Below are 16,533 nucleotides of genomic sequence, written 5' to 3' on the forward strand. Positions count from 1 at the left end.
ACGTCACAGCAATGGCCGGGGGCGCCCTTACGGGGGCGGGGCACCGGCGCGGCCCTTCGGCCCGCTCGCGGTGGTGGGCTGCCGCACGTCACAGCGGTGGCGGGTCGCCCGGACGGCGGCGAGGGCGGGCCCTTGGCGGGCTCGCGGTGGTGAATCCCGCGGGCCGAGGGCGCTGGATGTGAGCGGGATGGCCGGGCTTCGGGTCGCTGCGTGGGCCCGCCCGGGGGTTCTGCCGCGGGCGGGCCGGACGGGGTTGGGGCTGTCAGGCCTGGGCCGGCGGGGCCGGGGTCTGGGTGCGGGTCCAGCGGCCGCCCTGGCGGGCCCAGGTGAGGTCGAGTGAGACGTCCGGGCTGAACCGCGGGACGTCGTCGGAGGAGTAGCCCTGGGCGTGACCGGTGATGACACCGTCGCTGCGCAGGGTCAGCCTGCTGACCGTCAGGTTCTCCTGCTCCGAGAGCAGGGTGGCGAGCACCACGGGCCGGCCGTCCTGGCCGGGGCCGAGCAGGAAGACCGCGTCGGGCGGGGTGCCGTTCTCGGCGTCGCAGTGCGCGGCGGCCACCGTGCCCGGCTTACCGTCGCCGAGGTCGGCGCCGAAGTGCACCGACACCTTCACCGGGAAGGGTCCGCAGTCGAGGGGCAGTTCGGCCTTCGCCGGATCGGGTGCCTCGGCGGCCGGCAGGGCCCTGGGGGCCGGGCGTATCGGCCCGGGCGTCCCGGAGGCCGGCCCGGCCGCGAACGCCCCGGCCACCACCGCGGCGCAGCCCGCGGCCACCACCGCCCAGTGCTTGACGCCGGGACGGGCATGCCCCGGCCCGGCCGGCGGCCGGGCACCTCCCCCGGTCGTCCCCTCGGCGTTCGCCGTCCCGACCGCTGCTTCCACCAGGAGTTCCCCTCCACCGGTACGGTGCCCTCGCCGGGTACGGCGGGTGTCTGTGAGCGAGCATCCTCCCACACGCCCCCGGCGGCCCGGACGGGGGGTCGGACGGCCACCGGTGCCCGCCCCACCTGCGACGACGCGAGGGGCGTTGCGTGGGGCCTGAGCCCCTCGCAACGCCCCTCGCGGTGGTGTCGCCGTGGTGTTCCTGCGGTCAGCCGAGATCGGGCGCGCCGGGCGCGTCCGTGCTGGTGGCCTTGGCGGCGGCGCGGGCGGCGGCCCGCTCCTGCAGGCTCTGCTCGGTGGACCCGTTGTCGTAGTCCTCGCCGTACGAGCCCTTGGAGGGGCGGCGGCGGCGCAGCGGCGGCTCGACGCCGTCGGCGAGGCGGCGGGAGGTGAGCAGGAAGCCGGTGTGGCCGATCATGCGGTGGTCCGGGCGGACGGCCAGACCCTCCAGGTGCCAGGTGCGGACCATGGTCTCCCAGGCCTGCGGCTCGGTGAAGGTGCCGTGGTCGCGCAGCGCCTCGACGGTCTTCGACATCTGCGTGGTGGTGGCCACGTAGCAGCAGATCAGACCGCCGGGGACGAGCGCCTTGGAGGCGACGTCCAGGCACTCCCAGGGGGCCAGCATGTCGAGGATCACGCGGTCGACGTCGGCCTCGACCAGGTTGTCCTGGAGGTCACCGACGGTGAGCTTCCAGGCCGGGTGCGGCCCGCCGAAGTAGCGCTCGACATTGCCCTTGGCGATGTCCGCGAAGTCCTGGCGGCGCTCGTAGGAGGCCAGCAGGCCGGTGTCGCCGACGGCACGCAGCAGGTAGGTGCTGAGCGCGCCGGAGCCGACGCCGGCCTCGACCACGCGGGCACCGGCGAAGATGTCGGCCATCGCCAGGATCTGCCCCGCGTCCTTGGGGTAGATCACGGCGGCGCCGCGGGGCATGGACAGGACGTAGTCGGGGAGCAGGGGGCGCAGCGCGAGGTACGGGACGTTACCCGTGGTGCGCACGACCGTGCCCTCGGGGGCGCCGATCAGCTCGTCGTGGGGGAACGCACCCTTGTGGGTGTGGAACTGGTTCCCGGCCTGGAGCGTGAACGTGTAGTGGCGGCCCTTGGGGTCGGTCAGCTGGACCTGGTCCCCGACCTGGAAGGGCCCGCGTCGGCGGGTGGCACCGGTCGGTTCGGACATGCGGACAATTCTAAGGGCTGACAGCCGTCCCACCGACCACAGTGATCACTGTGGTCACGCCGGCGGCGCGGCGGGGCCGCCCGGCCGCTCCGGGCACCTCTTCCGGCCCCTCGCCGTCACCCCGGCCGGAACTGGCCGCAGGCGCTCCTCAGCGGCCCGCGACGGCCCTGCTGAGCCGCTGCTCGATGTCGGTCAGCGCCAGCACCCCGTACGCGGACCCGTCCGGCTCGACCACCAGGTACTCGCTGGCCGGGGTCGCCCGCAGGGCTCTCAGCAGGTCCTCGCCGGCCAGGTCGGCCGGCAGCCGCAGGCCGGGCTCCAGGTCCCGGGCGAGGGCGCCCACCGCGATCCACGGACGGCGGTGCTCGGGCACCGCCCGCACCGCGGACTCCCGGACCAGGGCGATCGGCGCGCCCAGCCCGTCCACCACCAGGACGGCGCCCGCCCCGGCCTCGCGGGCCCGGCGCAGCGCCTCGCCCAGCGGTGTGTCGGCGGTGACCGGGACGACCCGGCGGGCCAGCTCCCGCACCCGCAGGCCCGGCAGCGCCTCCTTCAGCCGGGCGCCGCGCAGGCCCCCGACCGCGCCGTTCCAGATGATCGCGGCCAGGATCGCGGCGAGCGCCGCGTCGATGAGGGTGTCGGTGCCGGTGCGCCCGCCGCCGTCCCGCGAGGCGCTGAACAGCGGCAGGCCGATCAGGACCGCGACGGCCAGCGCCCGCCCGGCCCAGGAGGCCGCCACGGTGCCGGCCATCGGGCGGCCGGTCAGGCCCCAGACGACGGCGCGCAGCATCCGGCCGCCGTCCAGCGGCAGGCCGGGCAGCAGGTTGAACACGGCGACCACGAAGTTGCTGACCATCAGCCCGGCCAGCAGCACGCCCGGGACGCTGGAGAGCTCCACCAGCCGGCCGGCCGCCAGGAAGACCCCGCCGAGCACCACGGAGAGCAGCGGCCCGACGAAGGCCAGCCAGAACTCCCGGGCCGGGGTCTGCGCCTCGTTCTCGATCTCCGAGATGCCGCCGAGGAACTGCAGCTGGATCCGGCGCACCCCGAGCTTGTAGCGCAGCGCGACCAGGGTGTGCGCCAGCTCGTGCACCAGGACCGAGGCGTAGAAGGCGATCGCGAAGGACAGCGCGACCAGGTAGCGGGTGGCGCCCAGATCCGGCAGGACCCGGGCGAGCTGCCCGCCGAAGATCCAGGTGATCAGCGCGGCGATGACGAACCAGGACGGGGTGACGTAGACCGGCACGCCGAACGGGCGGCCCATCAGGATGCCGCCGCGCGGCCCGGGCCCGCCGGCCGGGGGCGTGCCCTCGCCGGGTGCCCCGCCGGGCGGTGGCTGTTCGGAGGTCTGCTGCCCCCTGGTGTCGCTCACCGGTGTCCCTTCAGCTCGTCGTCCCCGTCGTGGCCGCGCCGTCCGCCCACGCTACGTGATCTCCGGCGGAATCCGGCGCCCGCCCCTCCTGGAGGTTTCATACCCGTATCCGGCCCTCCCCAGCGCCCGCCGTGTCAGCGCCGTGGCAGCGGAATGACAGCGCTGGGCCATAGGGTCGGGGCATGCACCAGACCGACCACGGCCCGACCGTCGAGGCGCCGGCCCGCCGGGCCGCGCCCCCGACCGGGCTGTCCCCGTCGCGTGCGGGGGACTTCCTGACCTGTCCGCTGCTCTACCGCCTCCGGGTGATCGACAAGCTGCCCGAACCGCCGAGTTCCGCCGCCACCCGCGGCACCCTCGTCCACGCCGTCCTGGAACGGCTCTTCGACAGTCCCGCCGCGGAGCGGACCCACGAGCGGGCGCTCGGCCTGCTGCGCCCGCAGTGGGAGCGGCTGCTCGGCGAGCGCCCGGAGCTGGCCGGCCTGTTCGGCGGCGGCGAGGGCGGCGCCGCGGAGCCGGACGGCGCCGCGCTGACCCGCTGGCTGGCGGACGCCGAGAAGCTGATCGGCCAGTGGTTCCGGCTGGAGGACCCGACCCGGCTGCACCCCGTCGAGCGCGAGCTGTACGTGGAGACGGCGCTGGAGTCGGGCCTGCTGCTGCGCGGCTACATCGACCGGGTGGACGTCGCGCCGACCGGTGAGGTGCGGCTGGTCGACTACAAGACCGGCCGGGCGCCTTCGCGGGACTTCGAGGGCAAGGCCATGTTCCAGATGAAGTTCTACGCCCTGGTGGTGTGGCGCTGGAAGGGCGTGATCCCCAAGCGGCTGCAGCTGGTCTACCTGGGCGGGGGCGGCGACGTGGTGTCGTACGACCCGGACGAGGCGGACCTGCGCGCGGTGGAGCGCAAGCTGATGGCGCTCTGGGAGACCATCTCGCAGGCGGTGGCCACCGGCGAGTTCCCGGCCACCAGGAACCGGCTCTGCGACTGGTGCGACCACAAGGCGAGCTGCCCGGAGTTCGGCGGCACTCCCCCGCCGTACCCGCTCCCGCTGACCGGCCCGCCGGCGGCGGGCGTACCGGCCGCGCGGGACGGCTCCGCGACCGCCCCGGAGGCCACGGCGGCCACGGTCGACCTGCCCACCCCGGCGGCCCCGGCCGGGCCGGCCACCCGATCCGACGAGGACGACCCCGCCGCCCCGGCGCCGCAGGGGTCGAACGAGCACCTGAGCAAGGAGTCCTAGGTGACGATCCGAGTGCTGCTGGTCGACGACCAGCCACTGCTGCGTACCGGCTTCCGGATGATCCTGGAGGCCGAGTCCGACCTGGTGGTGGTCGGCGAGGCCGGCGACGGCCAGCAGGCGCTGGACCAGGTCCGGGCGCTGCAGCCCGACGTGGTGCTGATGGACATCCGGATGCCCCGGATGGACGGTGTCGAGGCCACCCGCCGGATCGCCGGCCCCGGCCGTGACGGCCCGGCCAAGGTCCTGGTGCTGACCACCTTCGACCTGGACGAGTACGTGGTCGAGGCGCTCCGGGCGGGGGCCAGCGGCTTCCTGCTCAAGGACGTCCCGGCCGAGGAGCTGGTGCAGGCGATCCGGGTGGTCGCCGACGGCGCCGCGATGCTCGCCCCGAGCATCACCCGCCGGCTGCTGGACATGTACGCCACCAAGCTCCCGTCCGGGGACGAGGCTCCGCCGCAGGCCCTCACCGCGCTGACGGAGCGTGAGCTGGAGGTGCTCCGGCTGGTCGCCCGAGGCCTGTCGAACGCCGAGATCGCGGCCGAACTCTTCGTCAGCGAGACCACGGTGAAGACCCACGTCGGCCATGTACTGACCAAGCTTCAGCTGCGCGACCGGGTGCAGGCGGCGGTGTACGCCTACGAGAGCGGGCTGGTGCGCCCCGGCGCACTGTAGGACGGGCTTGCAGGGGGCCGGGCGCCGACGGGTGCCCGGCCCGACCGCGCGTCAGGCCCGTGGCCCGGGCACGAGGGTGGCCCGGACATGAGGGTGGCCCGTCCGCCCCCTTGCACCAGGAGGGGCGGACGGGCCACCGGTCTGCGGGGCCGCGGCCCTGCTACTTGCTGCGGCCGATCTCCCAGAACCGGAACACGCCGGTGGTGTCGACCGTGGACTCCACACCCGTGATGTTGGAGCGGAAGGCGTAGAAGGACTTCGCCTGGAAGATCGGGATCAGCGGGACGCCCTCGGCGGTGATGTTCTGCATCTGCGCGAAGACGGCACCCGCGGCGGCCCGGTCGACCTGCCGCAGGCTCTCCGGCAGCAGCTTGTCGCTGATCCGGGGGTCGTTCCAGCCGGTGTGGTAGGCGCCGCCGTCGACGACCAGCGGGGCGACGAAGTTGTCCGGGTCCGGGTAGTCGGCCGTCCAGCCGATCGTGTAGGCCTGGTAGCTGCCGGCCTTCCAGCCCTTCTTGAACTTCTCCCAGTCCGCCTCCTGGGTGACCGTCACCTGGAAGAGGCCGCTGGCCTCCAGCTGCTTCTTCATCTCGGCGGACTCGGCACCCTCGGCCCGGGCCCGGGACCAGGTCAGGCTCAGCTTGACCGGCAGGGCCACCTTGGCCGCGGTCAGGATCTGCTTGGCCTTCGCCACGTCCGGGTCGCCGTACTTGTCGAAGAAGGCGGTGTTGTGACCGGCCACCCCGGCGGGGACCACCGAGTAGAGCGGCTGGACGGTGCGGGCGTAGACGTCGCGGGCCAGCACCTTGCGGTCCAGCAGCTGGGCGACGGCCTGGCGCACCGCGGGGTTGCCGGTGACCGCGTCCTTGGTGTTGAAGGCCAGGTAGCGGGTCTCGGAGCTGTCACCGTCGGCGACCTGGACGGCCGTCTTGCCGGCCTGCTGGTCCGCCAGGTACTGGGCTCCCGCGCCCGGGTCGAGGCTGTTGTCGGTGAGGTCCACCTCGCCGGTGTCGAGGGCGGTCTTGAGGTCCGATCCCTTGAGGAAGTACCGCAGGGTGAACTTCTTGTTCCGCAGCTTCTCGTCGCCGCCGAACTGGTCGTTGGCGACCAGGGTGACCTTGCCGGGCACCTTGGTGCCGCCGTCCGCGGCCATCGTCTCCAGGCTGTCGATCTTGTACGGGCCGGAGCCCACCAGCTTGTCGTTGGGCAGCAGCTTGTCGGCCGGGAAGACCTGGTGGTCGACGATCGCACCGGCCGAGCTGGCCAGCTTGGCCGGCAGCACCGCGTCCGGCTGGCTGAGCTGGAAGGTCACCTCGGTGTCGCCCTTGGCCTCCACCGACTTGATGGAGTCGAGCAGCGAGGACGGGCCGTTGTCGTCGGCGATCTTCTTCATCCGCTCGATGGAGAAGACCACGTCCTGGGCGGTGAGCGGGTGGCCGTTGGAGAACTTCAGGCCGGACCGCAGGGTGCAGTGGTAGGTGGTGGCGTCGGCCCCGGTGAACTCACAGGACTGCGCGGCGTCCGGGCTCGGCGCGGAGCTGCCGGCGGGGAACTTCAGCAGCGACTGGAAGGTGTTGTGCAGCAGCAGCCAGGAGCCGTTGTCGTAGGCGCCGGCCGGGTCCAGCACGTTGGTGACGCTGGTGGTGCCCATCACGATCGCCCCGCCCGGGTCCGAACCGGTGACGGCCTTGGTGACGGAGCCGCAGCCCGCGACGGTGGTGGCGACGAGTCCGGCACAGGTGAGCGCTGCCAGTCGTTGAGCTGAAGTCATGCGGGTGGCGTCCTTCTCGGTGCGGCCGGCGGTGTGTGCCGGTGGCCTCCGCGCTGCCGCTCCCGATCGGGAGTGCGCCGGTGCGGCCGGGTGCCGCGCACCCACAGGCCCGACGGGGTTGCCCGTCTTCGGTGGTGGCGCGCGACATGAGGGTGTGGGGCGACAGCGGTCGGCCGGCCGGGATGGTTGTCCGGCTGGGGGCGACCGCTGAGGGGAATCGATCGGAAGTAGCGTGCCACATCGGCCGGGGATCGCCCCCACCCGTGCAGGGCCTGATCGAACTCCCATTCGCCCGGTGGCCGCATCCGAACCGACGAGTTGTCAGGCAATGCCCGTTTTCTCCCCGGATGGCGACCGCGTCCTACCGGCCGGCACGAGTTACCGGCCGGTACCAGGAGTTGACAATGAGACGACAATCACACTGAAACCGTCAGATCGGGACAGTCGCGCCCCAACGGTCGTACCGGCACGGTCGCACCGTCGACGGCCGGCCGGCCCGGCGCGTGGCAGGTCCGGCCAGGTCCGAACGGGCAGCGCCCCACCGCCCCCGCCGGCAGTTCCACCGGGGCGGCCGGCGCACCGCCCGGCCGCTCCGACCGGCGCACCGTCAGGCGGCCACCACGCCGAGGAGGTCGCGCCCGCCCGCCCCGCCACTTCTCGCCGTCAGACCCGCGAGGCCACCAGCGAGCGCAGCAGCTCCAGGTCGACGTGCTCCAGGGAGGGCAGCACCAGCCGGCCGGGAGCCGGCTCGATGACCGCCACCGACGGCACCGCGATCACCGGGCAGCCGGCCGCCTCGGCGGACCGCACCCCGGTCGGGGCGTCCTCCACCACCACGCAGCGGGCCGGCTCCGCGCCGAACCGGCGGACCGCCTCCAGGTACGGGTCCGGGTGCGGCTTGGTGCGCGGCACCTCGTCCCCCGCGAGCGAGAAGGCGAAGTGGTGGGCACCGAGGGTGGCCAGCACGATGTCGATGATGTGCCGGTGCGAGGCCGACACCAGGGCCGCCGGGACGCCGTGCGCGGCCAGCGTGTTGAGCAGCCGCTCGGCGCCCGGCATCAACGGCACCCCACCGCCCAGCAGGTCCACGAACCGCTGGTTGATCAACGTGGTGAGGTCGGCCGGCGCGAGGTCGACGCCGGTGCTGGAGAGCAGGTAGTCGATCACCCGGCTCATCGGGCCGCCGACCACGTGCGCCCGGTCGTTCTCGTCCAGCACGTAGCCCAGTTCGGCGAAGAGCGAGACCTCCGCCTGCCACCAGAAGTCCTCGGTGTCGACCAGCGTCCCGTCCATGTCCAGCAGCACCGCCTGGAGGCCTTGCCCGTTGCCGTGGTCGAGGGCGCGGGCGGCGGTGGAGATGGTCGTCATGGGCGGAGTCCTTCCGTTCGCGCACACCCGGATCTGCCTCCGGGGATGGCACAGGCCGGCCCGCTGGTGAGCGGACCGGCCCGTTCAGGATGATCCAGGATACGCCGCCCGCGCCGAAATGCGGCGAACGCTGTGCGACATCCGGGTTACCGCGCGTCGAAGGGCCGCGGCGGCCGGCGCCCGGCTCCCGGGATCAGCGCGCGTTGAAGTACTTCGCCTCCGGGTGGTGGATGACGATCGCGTCCGTGGACTGCTCCGGGTGGAGCTGGAACTCCTCGGACAGCACCACGCCGATCCGCTCCGGCTTCAGCAACTCGGCGATCTTGGCACGGTCCTCCAGCTCCGGGCAGGCCCCGTAGCCGAGGGAGAACCGCGCGCCGCGGTACTTCAGCGCGAACATGTCCTTGACGTCCTGCGGGTCCTCGCCGGAGAAGCCCAGCTCGAAGCGGACCCGGGCGTGCCAGAACTCGGCCAGCGCCTCGGCCAGCTGCACCGACAGGCCGTGCAGCTCCAGGTAGTCGCGGTAGGCGTCGGCCTTGAACAGCTCGTTGGCGGCCTCGGAGATCCGGTTGCCCATGGTGACCACCTGCAGGCCGAGCACGTCCTTCTCGCCGGACTCCTCCGGGCGGAAGAAGTCCGCCAGGCAGAGCCGGCGCCCGCGCCGCTGGCGCGGGAAGGTGAACCGGGTGTGCTCGCTGCCGTCCTCGTTGTAGACCAGCAGGTCGTCGCCCTTGGACGCGGCCGGGTAGTAGCCGTAGACCACGGCCGCCTCCAGCCAGCCCTCGGTCTGCAGCCGGTCCAGCCACATCCGCAGCCGCGGCCGGCCCTCGGTCTCCACCAGCTCCTCGTACGAGGGGCCCTCGCCCGTGCGCGCCGCCTTCAGGCCCCACTGGCCCTTGAACAGCGCGTCCTCGTCCAGCCAGGAGGCGTAGTCCGCGAACGGGATGCCCTTGACGATCCGGTCGCCCCAGAACGGCGGCTCGGGCACCCGGTTGTCGATCGCGACGTCGGAGCGGATCTGGCCCAGGTTCTCCTCGGGCTCCTCCACGATCTCGACCCGGGCGTGCCGGCGCTGCTTCAGCTCCGGCAGGGTCGCACCGGGCACGCCGCGCTTGACCGCGATCAGCGCGTCCATCAGCCGCAGGCCCTCGAACGCGTCCCGGGCGTAGCGGACCTCGCCCTCGTAGATCTCGTGCAGGTCCTGCTCGACGTAGGCCCGGGTCAGGGCGGCGCCGCCGAGGATCACCGGGAAGTCCGCCGCCAGCTTGCGCTGGTTCAGCTCCTGGAGGTTCTCCTTCATGATCACGGTGGACTTCACCAGCAGGCCGGACATCCCGATCACGTCGGCCCGGTGCTCCTGGGCGGCGTCCAGGATCGCCGAGACGGGCTGCTTGATGCCCAGGTTCACGACGGTGTAGCCGTTGTTCGACAGGATGATGTCGACCAGGTTCTTGCCGATGTCGTGGACGTCGCCCTTGACGGTGGCCAGCACGATGGTGCCCTTGCCCTCGTCGTCGGACTTCTCCATGTGCGGCTCCAGGTGGGCGACGGCGGTCTTCATGACCTCCGCGGACTGGAGCACGAACGGCAGCTGCATCTGGCCGGAGCCGAACAGCTCGCCGACCACCTTCATGCCGGCCAGCAGGGTGCTGTTGACGATCTCCAGGGCCGGGCGCTCGGCCAGCGCCTCGTCGAGGTCCGCCTCCAGGCCCTTGCGCTCGCCGTCGATGATCCGGCGCTGCAGCCGCTCCTCCAGCGGCAGCGCCGCCAGCTCCTCGGCCTTGGAGGCGGCACTGGACGCCGCCGAGACGCCCTCGAACAGCTCCAGCAGCCGCTGCAGCGGGTCGTAGCCCTCGGACCGCCGGTCGTAGACCAGGTCGAGCGCGACCTTGCGCCGCTCCTCGGGGATCCGCGCCATCGGCAGGATCTTGGAGGCGTGCACGATCGCCGAGTCCAGGCCGGCCTCGACGCACTCGTGCAGGAAGACCGAGTTGATCACCTGCCGGGCGGCCGGGGAGAGGCCGAAGGAGATGTTGGACAGGCCGAGCGTGGTCTGCACGGCCGGGTGCCGGCGCTTCAGCTCCCGGATCGCCTCGATGGTCTCGATGCCGTCCCGGCGGGACTCCTCCTGCCCGGTGCCCAGGGTGAAGGCCAGGCAGTCGACCAGGATGTCGTGCTCCGCGACGCCGTACTCGCGACCCAGCTGCTCGATCAGCCGCTCGGCGATCGCGACCTTCTTCTCGGCGGTGCGGGCCTGGCCCTCCTCGTCGATGGTCAGCGCGACCAGGCCGGCGCCGTGCTCGCGGGCCAGCGCGGCGACCTTGCCGAAGCGGGTGTCCGGGCCGTCGCCGTCCTCGTAGTTCACCGAGTTCAGCAGGGCGCGGCCGCCGAGCATCTCGAGGCCGGCCCGGAGCACGTCCGTCTCGGTGGAGTCCAGCACGATCGGCAGGGTGGAGGCGGTCGCCAGCCGGCCGGCGATCTCCTTCATGTCGGCGACACCGTCGCGGCCGACGTAGTCGACGCAGAGGTCCAGCAGGTGGGAGCCGTCCCGGATCTGCTCGCGGGCGATCTCCACGCAGGCCTGCCAGTCGCCGGCCAGCATCGAGTCGCGGAACTTCTTGGAGCCGTTGGCGTTGGTCCGCTCGCCGATCGCCAGGTAGGAGGTGTCCTGGCGGAACGGCACCGACTGGTAGAGCGAGGAGGCGGACGGCTCGGGCTGCGGGTCGCGCGGGGTGATCTCGCGTCCGCGCACCCGCTCGACCACCTGGCGCAGGTGCTCGGGGGTGGTGCCGCAGCAGCCGCCGACCAGCGAGAGGCCGTACTCGCGGGTGAAGGTGTCGTGCGCGTCGGCCAGCTCGGCCGGGGACAGCGGGTAGTGCGCGCCGTCCTTGCCCAGCACCGGCAGGCCGGCGTTCGGCATGCAGGACAGGCCGATCCGGGCGTTCTTCGCCAGGTAGCGCAGGTGCTCGCTCATCTCGGCGGGGCCGGTGGCGCAGTTCAGGCCGATGTAGTCGACGCCCAGCGGCTCCAGCGCGGTCAGCGCGGCGCCGATCTCCGAGCCGAGCAGCATGGTGCCGGTGGTCTCCACCGTGACCTGCACGATCAGCGGCAGGTCCAGACCGGCGTCGGCCAGTGCCTGCTTGCTGCCCAGGATCGCGGCCTTGGTCTGCAGCAGGTCCTGGCTGGTCTCGACCAGGAGCGCGTCGGCGCCGCCCGCGATCAGGCCGGCCGCGTTCAGCCGGAAGCCGTCGCGCACGGTCGCGTAGGGGATGTGGCCGAGGGTGGGCAACTTGGTGCCCGGACCGATCGAACCGAGCACCCACCGGGTGCGTCCGTCCTGGTAGGAGTCGGCCACCTCACGGGCGATCCGGGCACCGGCCTCGGACAGCTCGAAGATCCGCTCGGGAATGTCGTACTCGCCGAGGGCGGAGAGGTTGGCGCCGAACGTGTTGGTCTCCACGCAGTCCACGCCCACCGCGAAGTACGCCTCGTGGACGGAGCGCACGATGTCGGGGCGGGTGATGTTGAGGACTTCGTTGCAGCCCTCCAGGTCCTGGAAGTCCTCCAGCGTCGGGTCCTGTGCCTGGAGCATGGTGCCCATCGCGCCGTCCGCCACCACGACCCGGGTGGCGAGGGCTTCACGCAGAGCGCTCGCGCGCTCCTGCTGGACGGTGGACGGGGTGGCTGCAGTGGCCATGGGGCTTCTCCCTGGGTGCGACGGCTGTCGGCTTTGCGCTCCCCGCGGTCGGGGAGGCACCTGGCCAGGGTATCCGTCCGGGCCTTCGGACCGGCGACCGTTTCGTATCCTGAGCGTTCGATCAAGACGGGGGAACAGAAATGAAGTCGTTCGGCGTACGCCTGCGACACGCGGCGGGGGCCGCGCGGAACCGCTGGCGGCGGCTGTCACGAGGACGCCGGATCCTGCTCTGCGCGCTGGTGGCGCTGGCCGTGCCGGTGCTCCCGGTGGGCTCGGCGGCCCTGGCGCTGCGGCTGCAGTACGTGGGTGAGCCCGCCGACGAGGCCCGTACCCGGGGCCGGGACGCGGTCTGGCTGGGACATGCCTGGGTGGACGGCCGGAAGAGTGACGCCGACGTGGCCGCGCTGGGTCGACAGCTGGCCGGCACCGGCATCCGCGACCTCTACGTGCACACCGGTCCGCTGGAGCACGACGGCAGCCTGCCGGCCGCGCTGTACCCCCGGGCCGCCTGGTTGGTCGAGGCCGTGCACCGGTCGCTGCCGGGGGTACGGGTGCAGTCCTGGCTGGGCGACGTGGTGAAGCCGGAGAAGGCCGGGCTCGACCTGGAGGACGCCCCCTCCCGGGACCGGGTCACCGCCTCGGCGCGCCAGGTGCTGGACGCCGGCTTCGACGGCGTCCACTTCGACATGGAGCCGATCCGCCCCGACTCGGCCGGCTGGCTGGCCCTGCTCGACCAGGTGCGGGCCGTCACGGCGGCGCGCGGCGCGGCACTGTCGGTGGCCGCGCCGCAGATCGACCCGCTGCCCGGCCTGCACGTGGTGAGCACCGGCCTGACCGGTCACGGCAAGTGGTGGTCGCAGGCGTACTTCGCCGAGACCGCCCGCCGGGTCGACCAGATCGCCGTGATGTCCTACGACACCGGCCTGCCGGTGGAGTCGCTGTACGGCGGGTACGTGGCCCAGCAGACCGTGCTGGCCCTGGAGGTCACCCCGCCGCAGGTGGACCTGCTGATGGGCCTGCCGTTCTTCTGGGAGGACAAGCCGGGCCACTACGGCTCGGCGGAGACGGTGGCGGGTGCCGTACGCGGCGTCCGGCTCGGCCTCGGGCGGGAGGCGCCCGACCGGCAGGCCTTCGGCGTGGCGCTGTACGTGGACTTCGCAGCCACCCCCGAGCACTGGTCGGCGTACCGGCGCGGCTGGGCCGACTGAGCGAACCGCGCCCCGGACCGGCCCGCCGCATGGCGGTGGGCCGGCCCGAACGGCTCAGCGCACCGCGCGGTGCAGGGCGATCAGCAGCCGCCAGACCTCGCCGGCGACGGCCTCCGGCGCCCCCTCGACGCTCCCGTGCAGCCAGTCGGCGAGCACGCCGGTGAAGGCGGCGGCGACGGCCGAGGCGACCAGCCCGGCTTGCGGGGCGCCGGCCAGCTCGCGTTCGCTGCGGCTGCGCTCCCGGAGCTCCTGGTGGAGCAGTTCGCCCAGCGGGCCGCTGCCGCCGGGCAGCAGCAGGCTGCGGTAGAGGGCCGCGTGGCGGGCCGCGTCGGCGAAGAAGGCGGCGAGGGCGGGCGGCGGCGCGGCCGGGTCCGGCAGGCCGCGCCAGGCGTGCAGGGCGTCCACCGCCTGCCGGACGACCTCGGCGCAGGCGTCCACCGCGAGGGCCTGGAGGTCCTCGTAGTGGAGGTAGTAGGTGGCCCGGCCGAGCCCCGCCCGGCGGACCACGGCGGAGACACTGACCTCGGCGAGCGGGCGCTCCGCGCACTCGGCGAGCAGGGCCTGGCGCAGTCTCTCCCGGGTGCGGGTCGCACGCGGGTCGGCCGGCGGGCGGGGCTCCGTCATCCGGCGACCAGGACGGCCGTCAGCGCGACCGCGCCGGGCAGGGCCTGGGCGAAGAGGATCCGCCGGTTGGCGGTGGCGGCGCCGTAGAGGCCCGCGACGACGACGCAGCTCAGGAAGAACACCTGCACACGGTATCCGGTGGGGTCGGCGGCGATCAGGCCCCAGACCAGGCCGGCCGCGAGGAAGCCGTTGTAGAGGCCCTGGTTGGCGGCGAGCGGCGCGGTGGCCCGGGCCATGTCGGTGTCGAAGCCGGAGAGTTCGCGGCCGGGCCGACGCTCCCAGAGGAACATCTCCAGTACCAGGATCCAGCCATGGAGCGCGGCCACCAGGCCGACCAGCACGTTCGCGAGGGTCTGCACGACCACTCACCGCCTTTTCGGGAACAGCTTCAGGGCGCCCTGATGGACACCTGTCCATAGTTTATGGACAGGTGTCCATGAACACCATCGGCCGGCGGGTGTTCCGGGTCACTCCCCCGGCGCACCCTCCCCCAGGTGCGCCGCCAGCGCGGTGAGGTAGCGCTCCAACTGGGCCGTGTAGCCGGTCACGAAGCGCGCGACGACGCGGAAGAGGGGGCTGCGGATCTCGCCGCGCTCGACGATGGTCACGGTACAGCCGCCCGGCCAGGGCGTGAGCTCGTACGTCCAGCTGCCGCCGAACGGCAGGCGGGGATCGGCGATCGCGGTGACCAGCCGCAGCGGCGGGGTGGCGTCCACCAGCTCGTAGGCGACGTCGCCGTGGCCCTCGTACTCGCGCCAGCGGATCCGGCCCCGCTCGTCGGCGAGCCGCTCGACCCGGGTCAGGCCGGGCCGCCAGCGGGGGTAGCCGTCGATGTCGGTGAGGGCGTCCCAGACCGCCTCGGGCGGCCGGTGCACCTCCAGCGACCTGCGGGCCGTGTGCTTCAGCGGCAGGCAGCGGCCGAGCGCGAACACCGTCGCACCGGTCACGACCACCGCGGCAAGGGCGATCAGCGGCCTTCTCATCGGCCCGGCTCCTCGTCTGCCGTCCACCCCCCTGCCTCCATCATCGCGCCGCGCCCGGCCGCGGGGGCACGGACCGGGCCCGGGTGCCGCAGGAGCAGGAGCCGGGCCGGCAGGACCCCGCATGATCACCACCGGAACGCGCAACCCGCCGATGGCCGGGCGCCTGATTCCGCACACGCGAAGGAGGGCGGGCGCCTCGGCACCCGCCCTCCTTCACCGCCCGACCAGGCACCGCCCGATCACGGACCACCTGATCACGCACCGCCCGATCACCGACCGCCCGATCACCGACCGCCCGATCACCGACCGCCTGCGCACCTGCCGTCCGCCACGCGAGCCGGCCGCGGTGTGGCTCAGACCCTGACCCGGGCCGGCGCCGTGGAGCCGCGCACCACCAGCTCGGGCTCGAAGAGCAGCTCGTCATGGGTGACCTTGACGCCCGCGATCTCCCCCGCCAGCAGCTCGACGGCGGCCCGCCCCATCGCCTCGATCGGCTGGCGCACGGTGGTCAGCGGCGGGTCGGTGCAGGTCATGAACGCGGAGTCGTCGTAGCCGATCACCGACACGTCGTCCGGCACCGAGAGGCCGGCCCGGCGCACCGCGCGGACCGCGCCGAGCGCCAGCGGGTCGCTCGCGCAGACGATGCCGGTGACGTCCTGGCGCAGCAGCCGGGTGGTCGCGGCCTGGCCGCCCTCCAGGCTGAACAGCGCGCGCTCGACCAATTCGTCCGGCAGCTCCAGGCCGGCCCGCTCGGCGGCGGCCCGGGCGGCGGCCAGCTTGCGCCGGGACGGCATGTGGTCGGCCGGGCCGAGCACCATGCCGATCCGCCGGTGGCCGAGCTGCTTGAGGTGGCCGATGGCCTGCTCGACCGCCACCGCGTCGTCGCAGGAGACCCGGGGGAAGTCCAGGTCGTCGATCGCCGCGTTCAGCAGCACGGTGGGCAGGCTGCGCTCGGCGAGCCGGTCGTAGTGCTCGTGCGGGGCGTCCTGCTGGGCGTAGAGGCCGCCGAAGAAGACGACGCCGGAGACGTGCTGCTCCAGCAGCAGGTCGACGTAGTCGGCCTCGGAGACACCGCCGGCCGTCTGGGTGCAGAGCACCGGGGTGAAGCCCTGGCCCGCCAGCGCCCCGCCGACCACCTCGGCGAAGGCCGGGAAGATCGGGTTCTGCAGCTCGGGGAGCACCAGGCCGACCAGCCGGGCCCGCTCGCCGCGGAGCTGGGTGGGCCGCTCGTAGCCGAGCACGTCGAGGGCCGTCAGCACTGCGGCCCTGGTCGCCTCCGAGACGCCGGGCTTCTCGTTCAGCACACGGCTGACCGTGGCTTCGCTCACCCCGACCTTCTGGGCCACCTGAGCAAGTCGTCGTGTCATGCTTGCGAGTATACGACGAAAAGCGCAATTTCCTTGCGAAATTTTGCAAACACCGACCCGACCCCGAGCAGCCCGCCAACCCGGGCCGCCCGGGCGCGGAGCTGGCCGGATATCGGTTGGATCGATGCCCGCCGGTCGCGCAAACTGACCCCACCCGCCTGTCGTCGGGCACC

13 protein-coding genes are annotated in these 16,533 nt (G+C 73.2%); 3 read left to right on the plus strand and 10 right to left on the minus strand.

The genetic code is table 11. From position 1 onward, the window contains the following. Positions 1–262: 262 nt before the first annotated feature. From OG689_RS08660 to OG689_RS08670, 3 genes are all read right to left on the minus strand, one after another. Positions 263–880: a hypothetical protein gene (locus OG689_RS08660; RefSeq protein ID WP_266319118.1), complete on the minus strand. Its 618-nt coding sequence runs from the start codon at positions 878–880 to the stop codon at positions 263–265. A gap of 208 nt (positions 881–1,088) precedes the next feature. Further along, a complete protein-coding gene (locus OG689_RS08665; protein WP_266319120.1) occupies positions 1,089–2,057 on the minus strand; it encodes a tRNA (adenine-N1)-methyltransferase in 969 nt (322 codons plus the stop codon). 148 nt (positions 2,058–2,205) lie between these two features. Next, positions 2,206–3,429, minus strand: a complete 1,224-nt coding sequence (locus OG689_RS08670) for a site-2 protease family protein (protein WP_266319121.1) — start codon at positions 3,427–3,429, stop codon at positions 2,206–2,208. Between the two features lie 182 nt (positions 3,430–3,611). Between OG689_RS08670 and OG689_RS08675 the strand changes: the two genes are divergently transcribed. Beyond that, entirely contained in the window at positions 3,612–4,670 is a 1,059-nt protein-coding gene (locus OG689_RS08675; protein ID WP_266319122.1) for a PD-(D/E)XK nuclease family protein, read from the plus strand. Next, positions 4,671–5,342, plus strand: a complete 672-nt coding sequence (locus tag OG689_RS08680) for a response regulator transcription factor (RefSeq protein ID WP_073921596.1) — start codon at positions 4,671–4,673, stop codon at positions 5,340–5,342. It begins immediately after the preceding gene. 160 nt (positions 5,343–5,502) lie between these two features. On the opposite strand, the gene OG689_RS08685 is transcribed toward OG689_RS08680, so the two are convergent. From OG689_RS08685 to metH, 3 genes are all read right to left on the minus strand, one after another. Beyond that, positions 5,503–7,113 carry an ABC transporter substrate-binding protein gene (locus tag OG689_RS08685; RefSeq protein ID WP_266319123.1) on the minus strand — a complete coding sequence of 537 codons (1,611 nt, stop codon included), beginning with the start codon at positions 7,111–7,113 and terminating at the stop codon, positions 5,503–5,505. 663 nt (positions 7,114–7,776) lie between these two features. Beyond that, positions 7,777–8,481: an HAD family phosphatase gene (locus OG689_RS08690; protein WP_266319124.1), complete on the minus strand. Its 705-nt coding sequence runs from the start codon at positions 8,479–8,481 to the stop codon at positions 7,777–7,779. A gap of 193 nt (positions 8,482–8,674) precedes the next feature. Then, complete coding sequence (gene metH / locus OG689_RS08695) at positions 8,675–12,178, minus strand: methionine synthase (protein ID WP_266319125.1); 3,504 nt, start codon at positions 12,176–12,178, stop codon at positions 8,675–8,677. A 140-nt stretch (positions 12,179–12,318) separates the two neighbouring features. On the opposite strand from metH, the gene OG689_RS08700 reads away from it, so the two are divergent. Beyond that, positions 12,319–13,386: a glycosyl hydrolase family 18 protein gene (locus OG689_RS08700; RefSeq protein ID WP_266319127.1), complete on the plus strand. Its 1,068-nt coding sequence runs from the start codon at positions 12,319–12,321 to the stop codon at positions 13,384–13,386. Between the two features lie 54 nt (positions 13,387–13,440). Here OG689_RS08700 and OG689_RS08705 read toward each other — a convergent pair whose 3' ends face one another. The 4 genes from OG689_RS08705 to OG689_RS08720 form a co-directional block, all read right to left on the minus strand. Beyond that, positions 13,441–14,010, minus strand: coding sequence for a TetR/AcrR family transcriptional regulator (locus tag OG689_RS08705; RefSeq protein ID WP_266319128.1), 570 nt, complete (start codon positions 14,008–14,010; stop codon positions 13,441–13,443). Continuing rightward, positions 14,007–14,369, minus strand: coding sequence for a DUF1304 domain-containing protein (locus OG689_RS08710; RefSeq protein ID WP_266319130.1), 363 nt, complete (start codon positions 14,367–14,369; stop codon positions 14,007–14,009). Before OG689_RS08710 ends, OG689_RS08705 begins: the two co-directional genes overlap by 4 nt. A gap of 108 nt (positions 14,370–14,477) precedes the next feature. Then, positions 14,478–14,993 carry an SRPBCC family protein gene (locus OG689_RS08715; protein ID WP_266319132.1) on the minus strand — a complete coding sequence of 172 codons (516 nt, stop codon included), beginning with the start codon at positions 14,991–14,993 and terminating at the stop codon, positions 14,478–14,480. 353 nt (positions 14,994–15,346) lie between these two features. Further along, positions 15,347–16,360, minus strand: a complete 1,014-nt coding sequence (locus tag OG689_RS08720) for a LacI family DNA-binding transcriptional regulator (RefSeq protein ID WP_073921603.1) — start codon at positions 16,358–16,360, stop codon at positions 15,347–15,349. Positions 16,361–16,533 lie beyond the last annotated feature (173 nt).

The sequence above is a fragment of the Kitasatospora sp. NBC_00240 genome (assembly GCF_026342405.1).
Taxonomy (GTDB): domain Bacteria; phylum Actinomycetota; class Actinomycetes; order Streptomycetales; family Streptomycetaceae; genus Kitasatospora.

Excerpts from the sequence above, each read along its gene's own strand:
- OG689_RS08665 (WP_266319120.1), bottom strand. The coding sequence starts at position 2,057 with ATGTCCGAACCGACCGGTGCCACCCGCCGACGCGGGCCCTTCCAGGTC.
- OG689_RS08675 (WP_266319122.1), top strand. The coding sequence starts at position 3,612 with ATGCACCAGACCGACCACGGCCCGACCGTCGAGGCGCCGGCCCGCCGG.
- OG689_RS08685 (WP_266319123.1), bottom strand. The coding sequence starts at position 7,113 with ATGACTTCAGCTCAACGACTGGCAGCGCTCACCTGTGCCGGACTCGTC.
- OG689_RS08690 (WP_266319124.1), bottom strand. The coding sequence starts at position 8,481 with ATGACGACCATCTCCACCGCCGCCCGCGCCCTCGACCACGGCAACGGG.
- metH (WP_266319125.1), bottom strand. The coding sequence starts at position 12,178 with ATGGCCACTGCAGCCACCCCGTCCACCGTCCAGCAGGAGCGCGCGAGC.
- OG689_RS08700 (WP_266319127.1), top strand. The coding sequence starts at position 12,319 with ATGAAGTCGTTCGGCGTACGCCTGCGACACGCGGCGGGGGCCGCGCGG.
- OG689_RS08705 (WP_266319128.1), bottom strand. The coding sequence starts at position 14,010 with ATGACGGAGCCCCGCCCGCCGGCCGACCCGCGTGCGACCCGCACCCGG.
- OG689_RS08715 (WP_266319132.1), bottom strand. The coding sequence starts at position 14,993 with ATGAGAAGGCCGCTGATCGCCCTTGCCGCGGTGGTCGTGACCGGTGCG.
- OG689_RS08720 (WP_073921603.1), bottom strand. The coding sequence starts at position 16,360 with ATGACACGACGACTTGCTCAGGTGGCCCAGAAGGTCGGGGTGAGCGAA.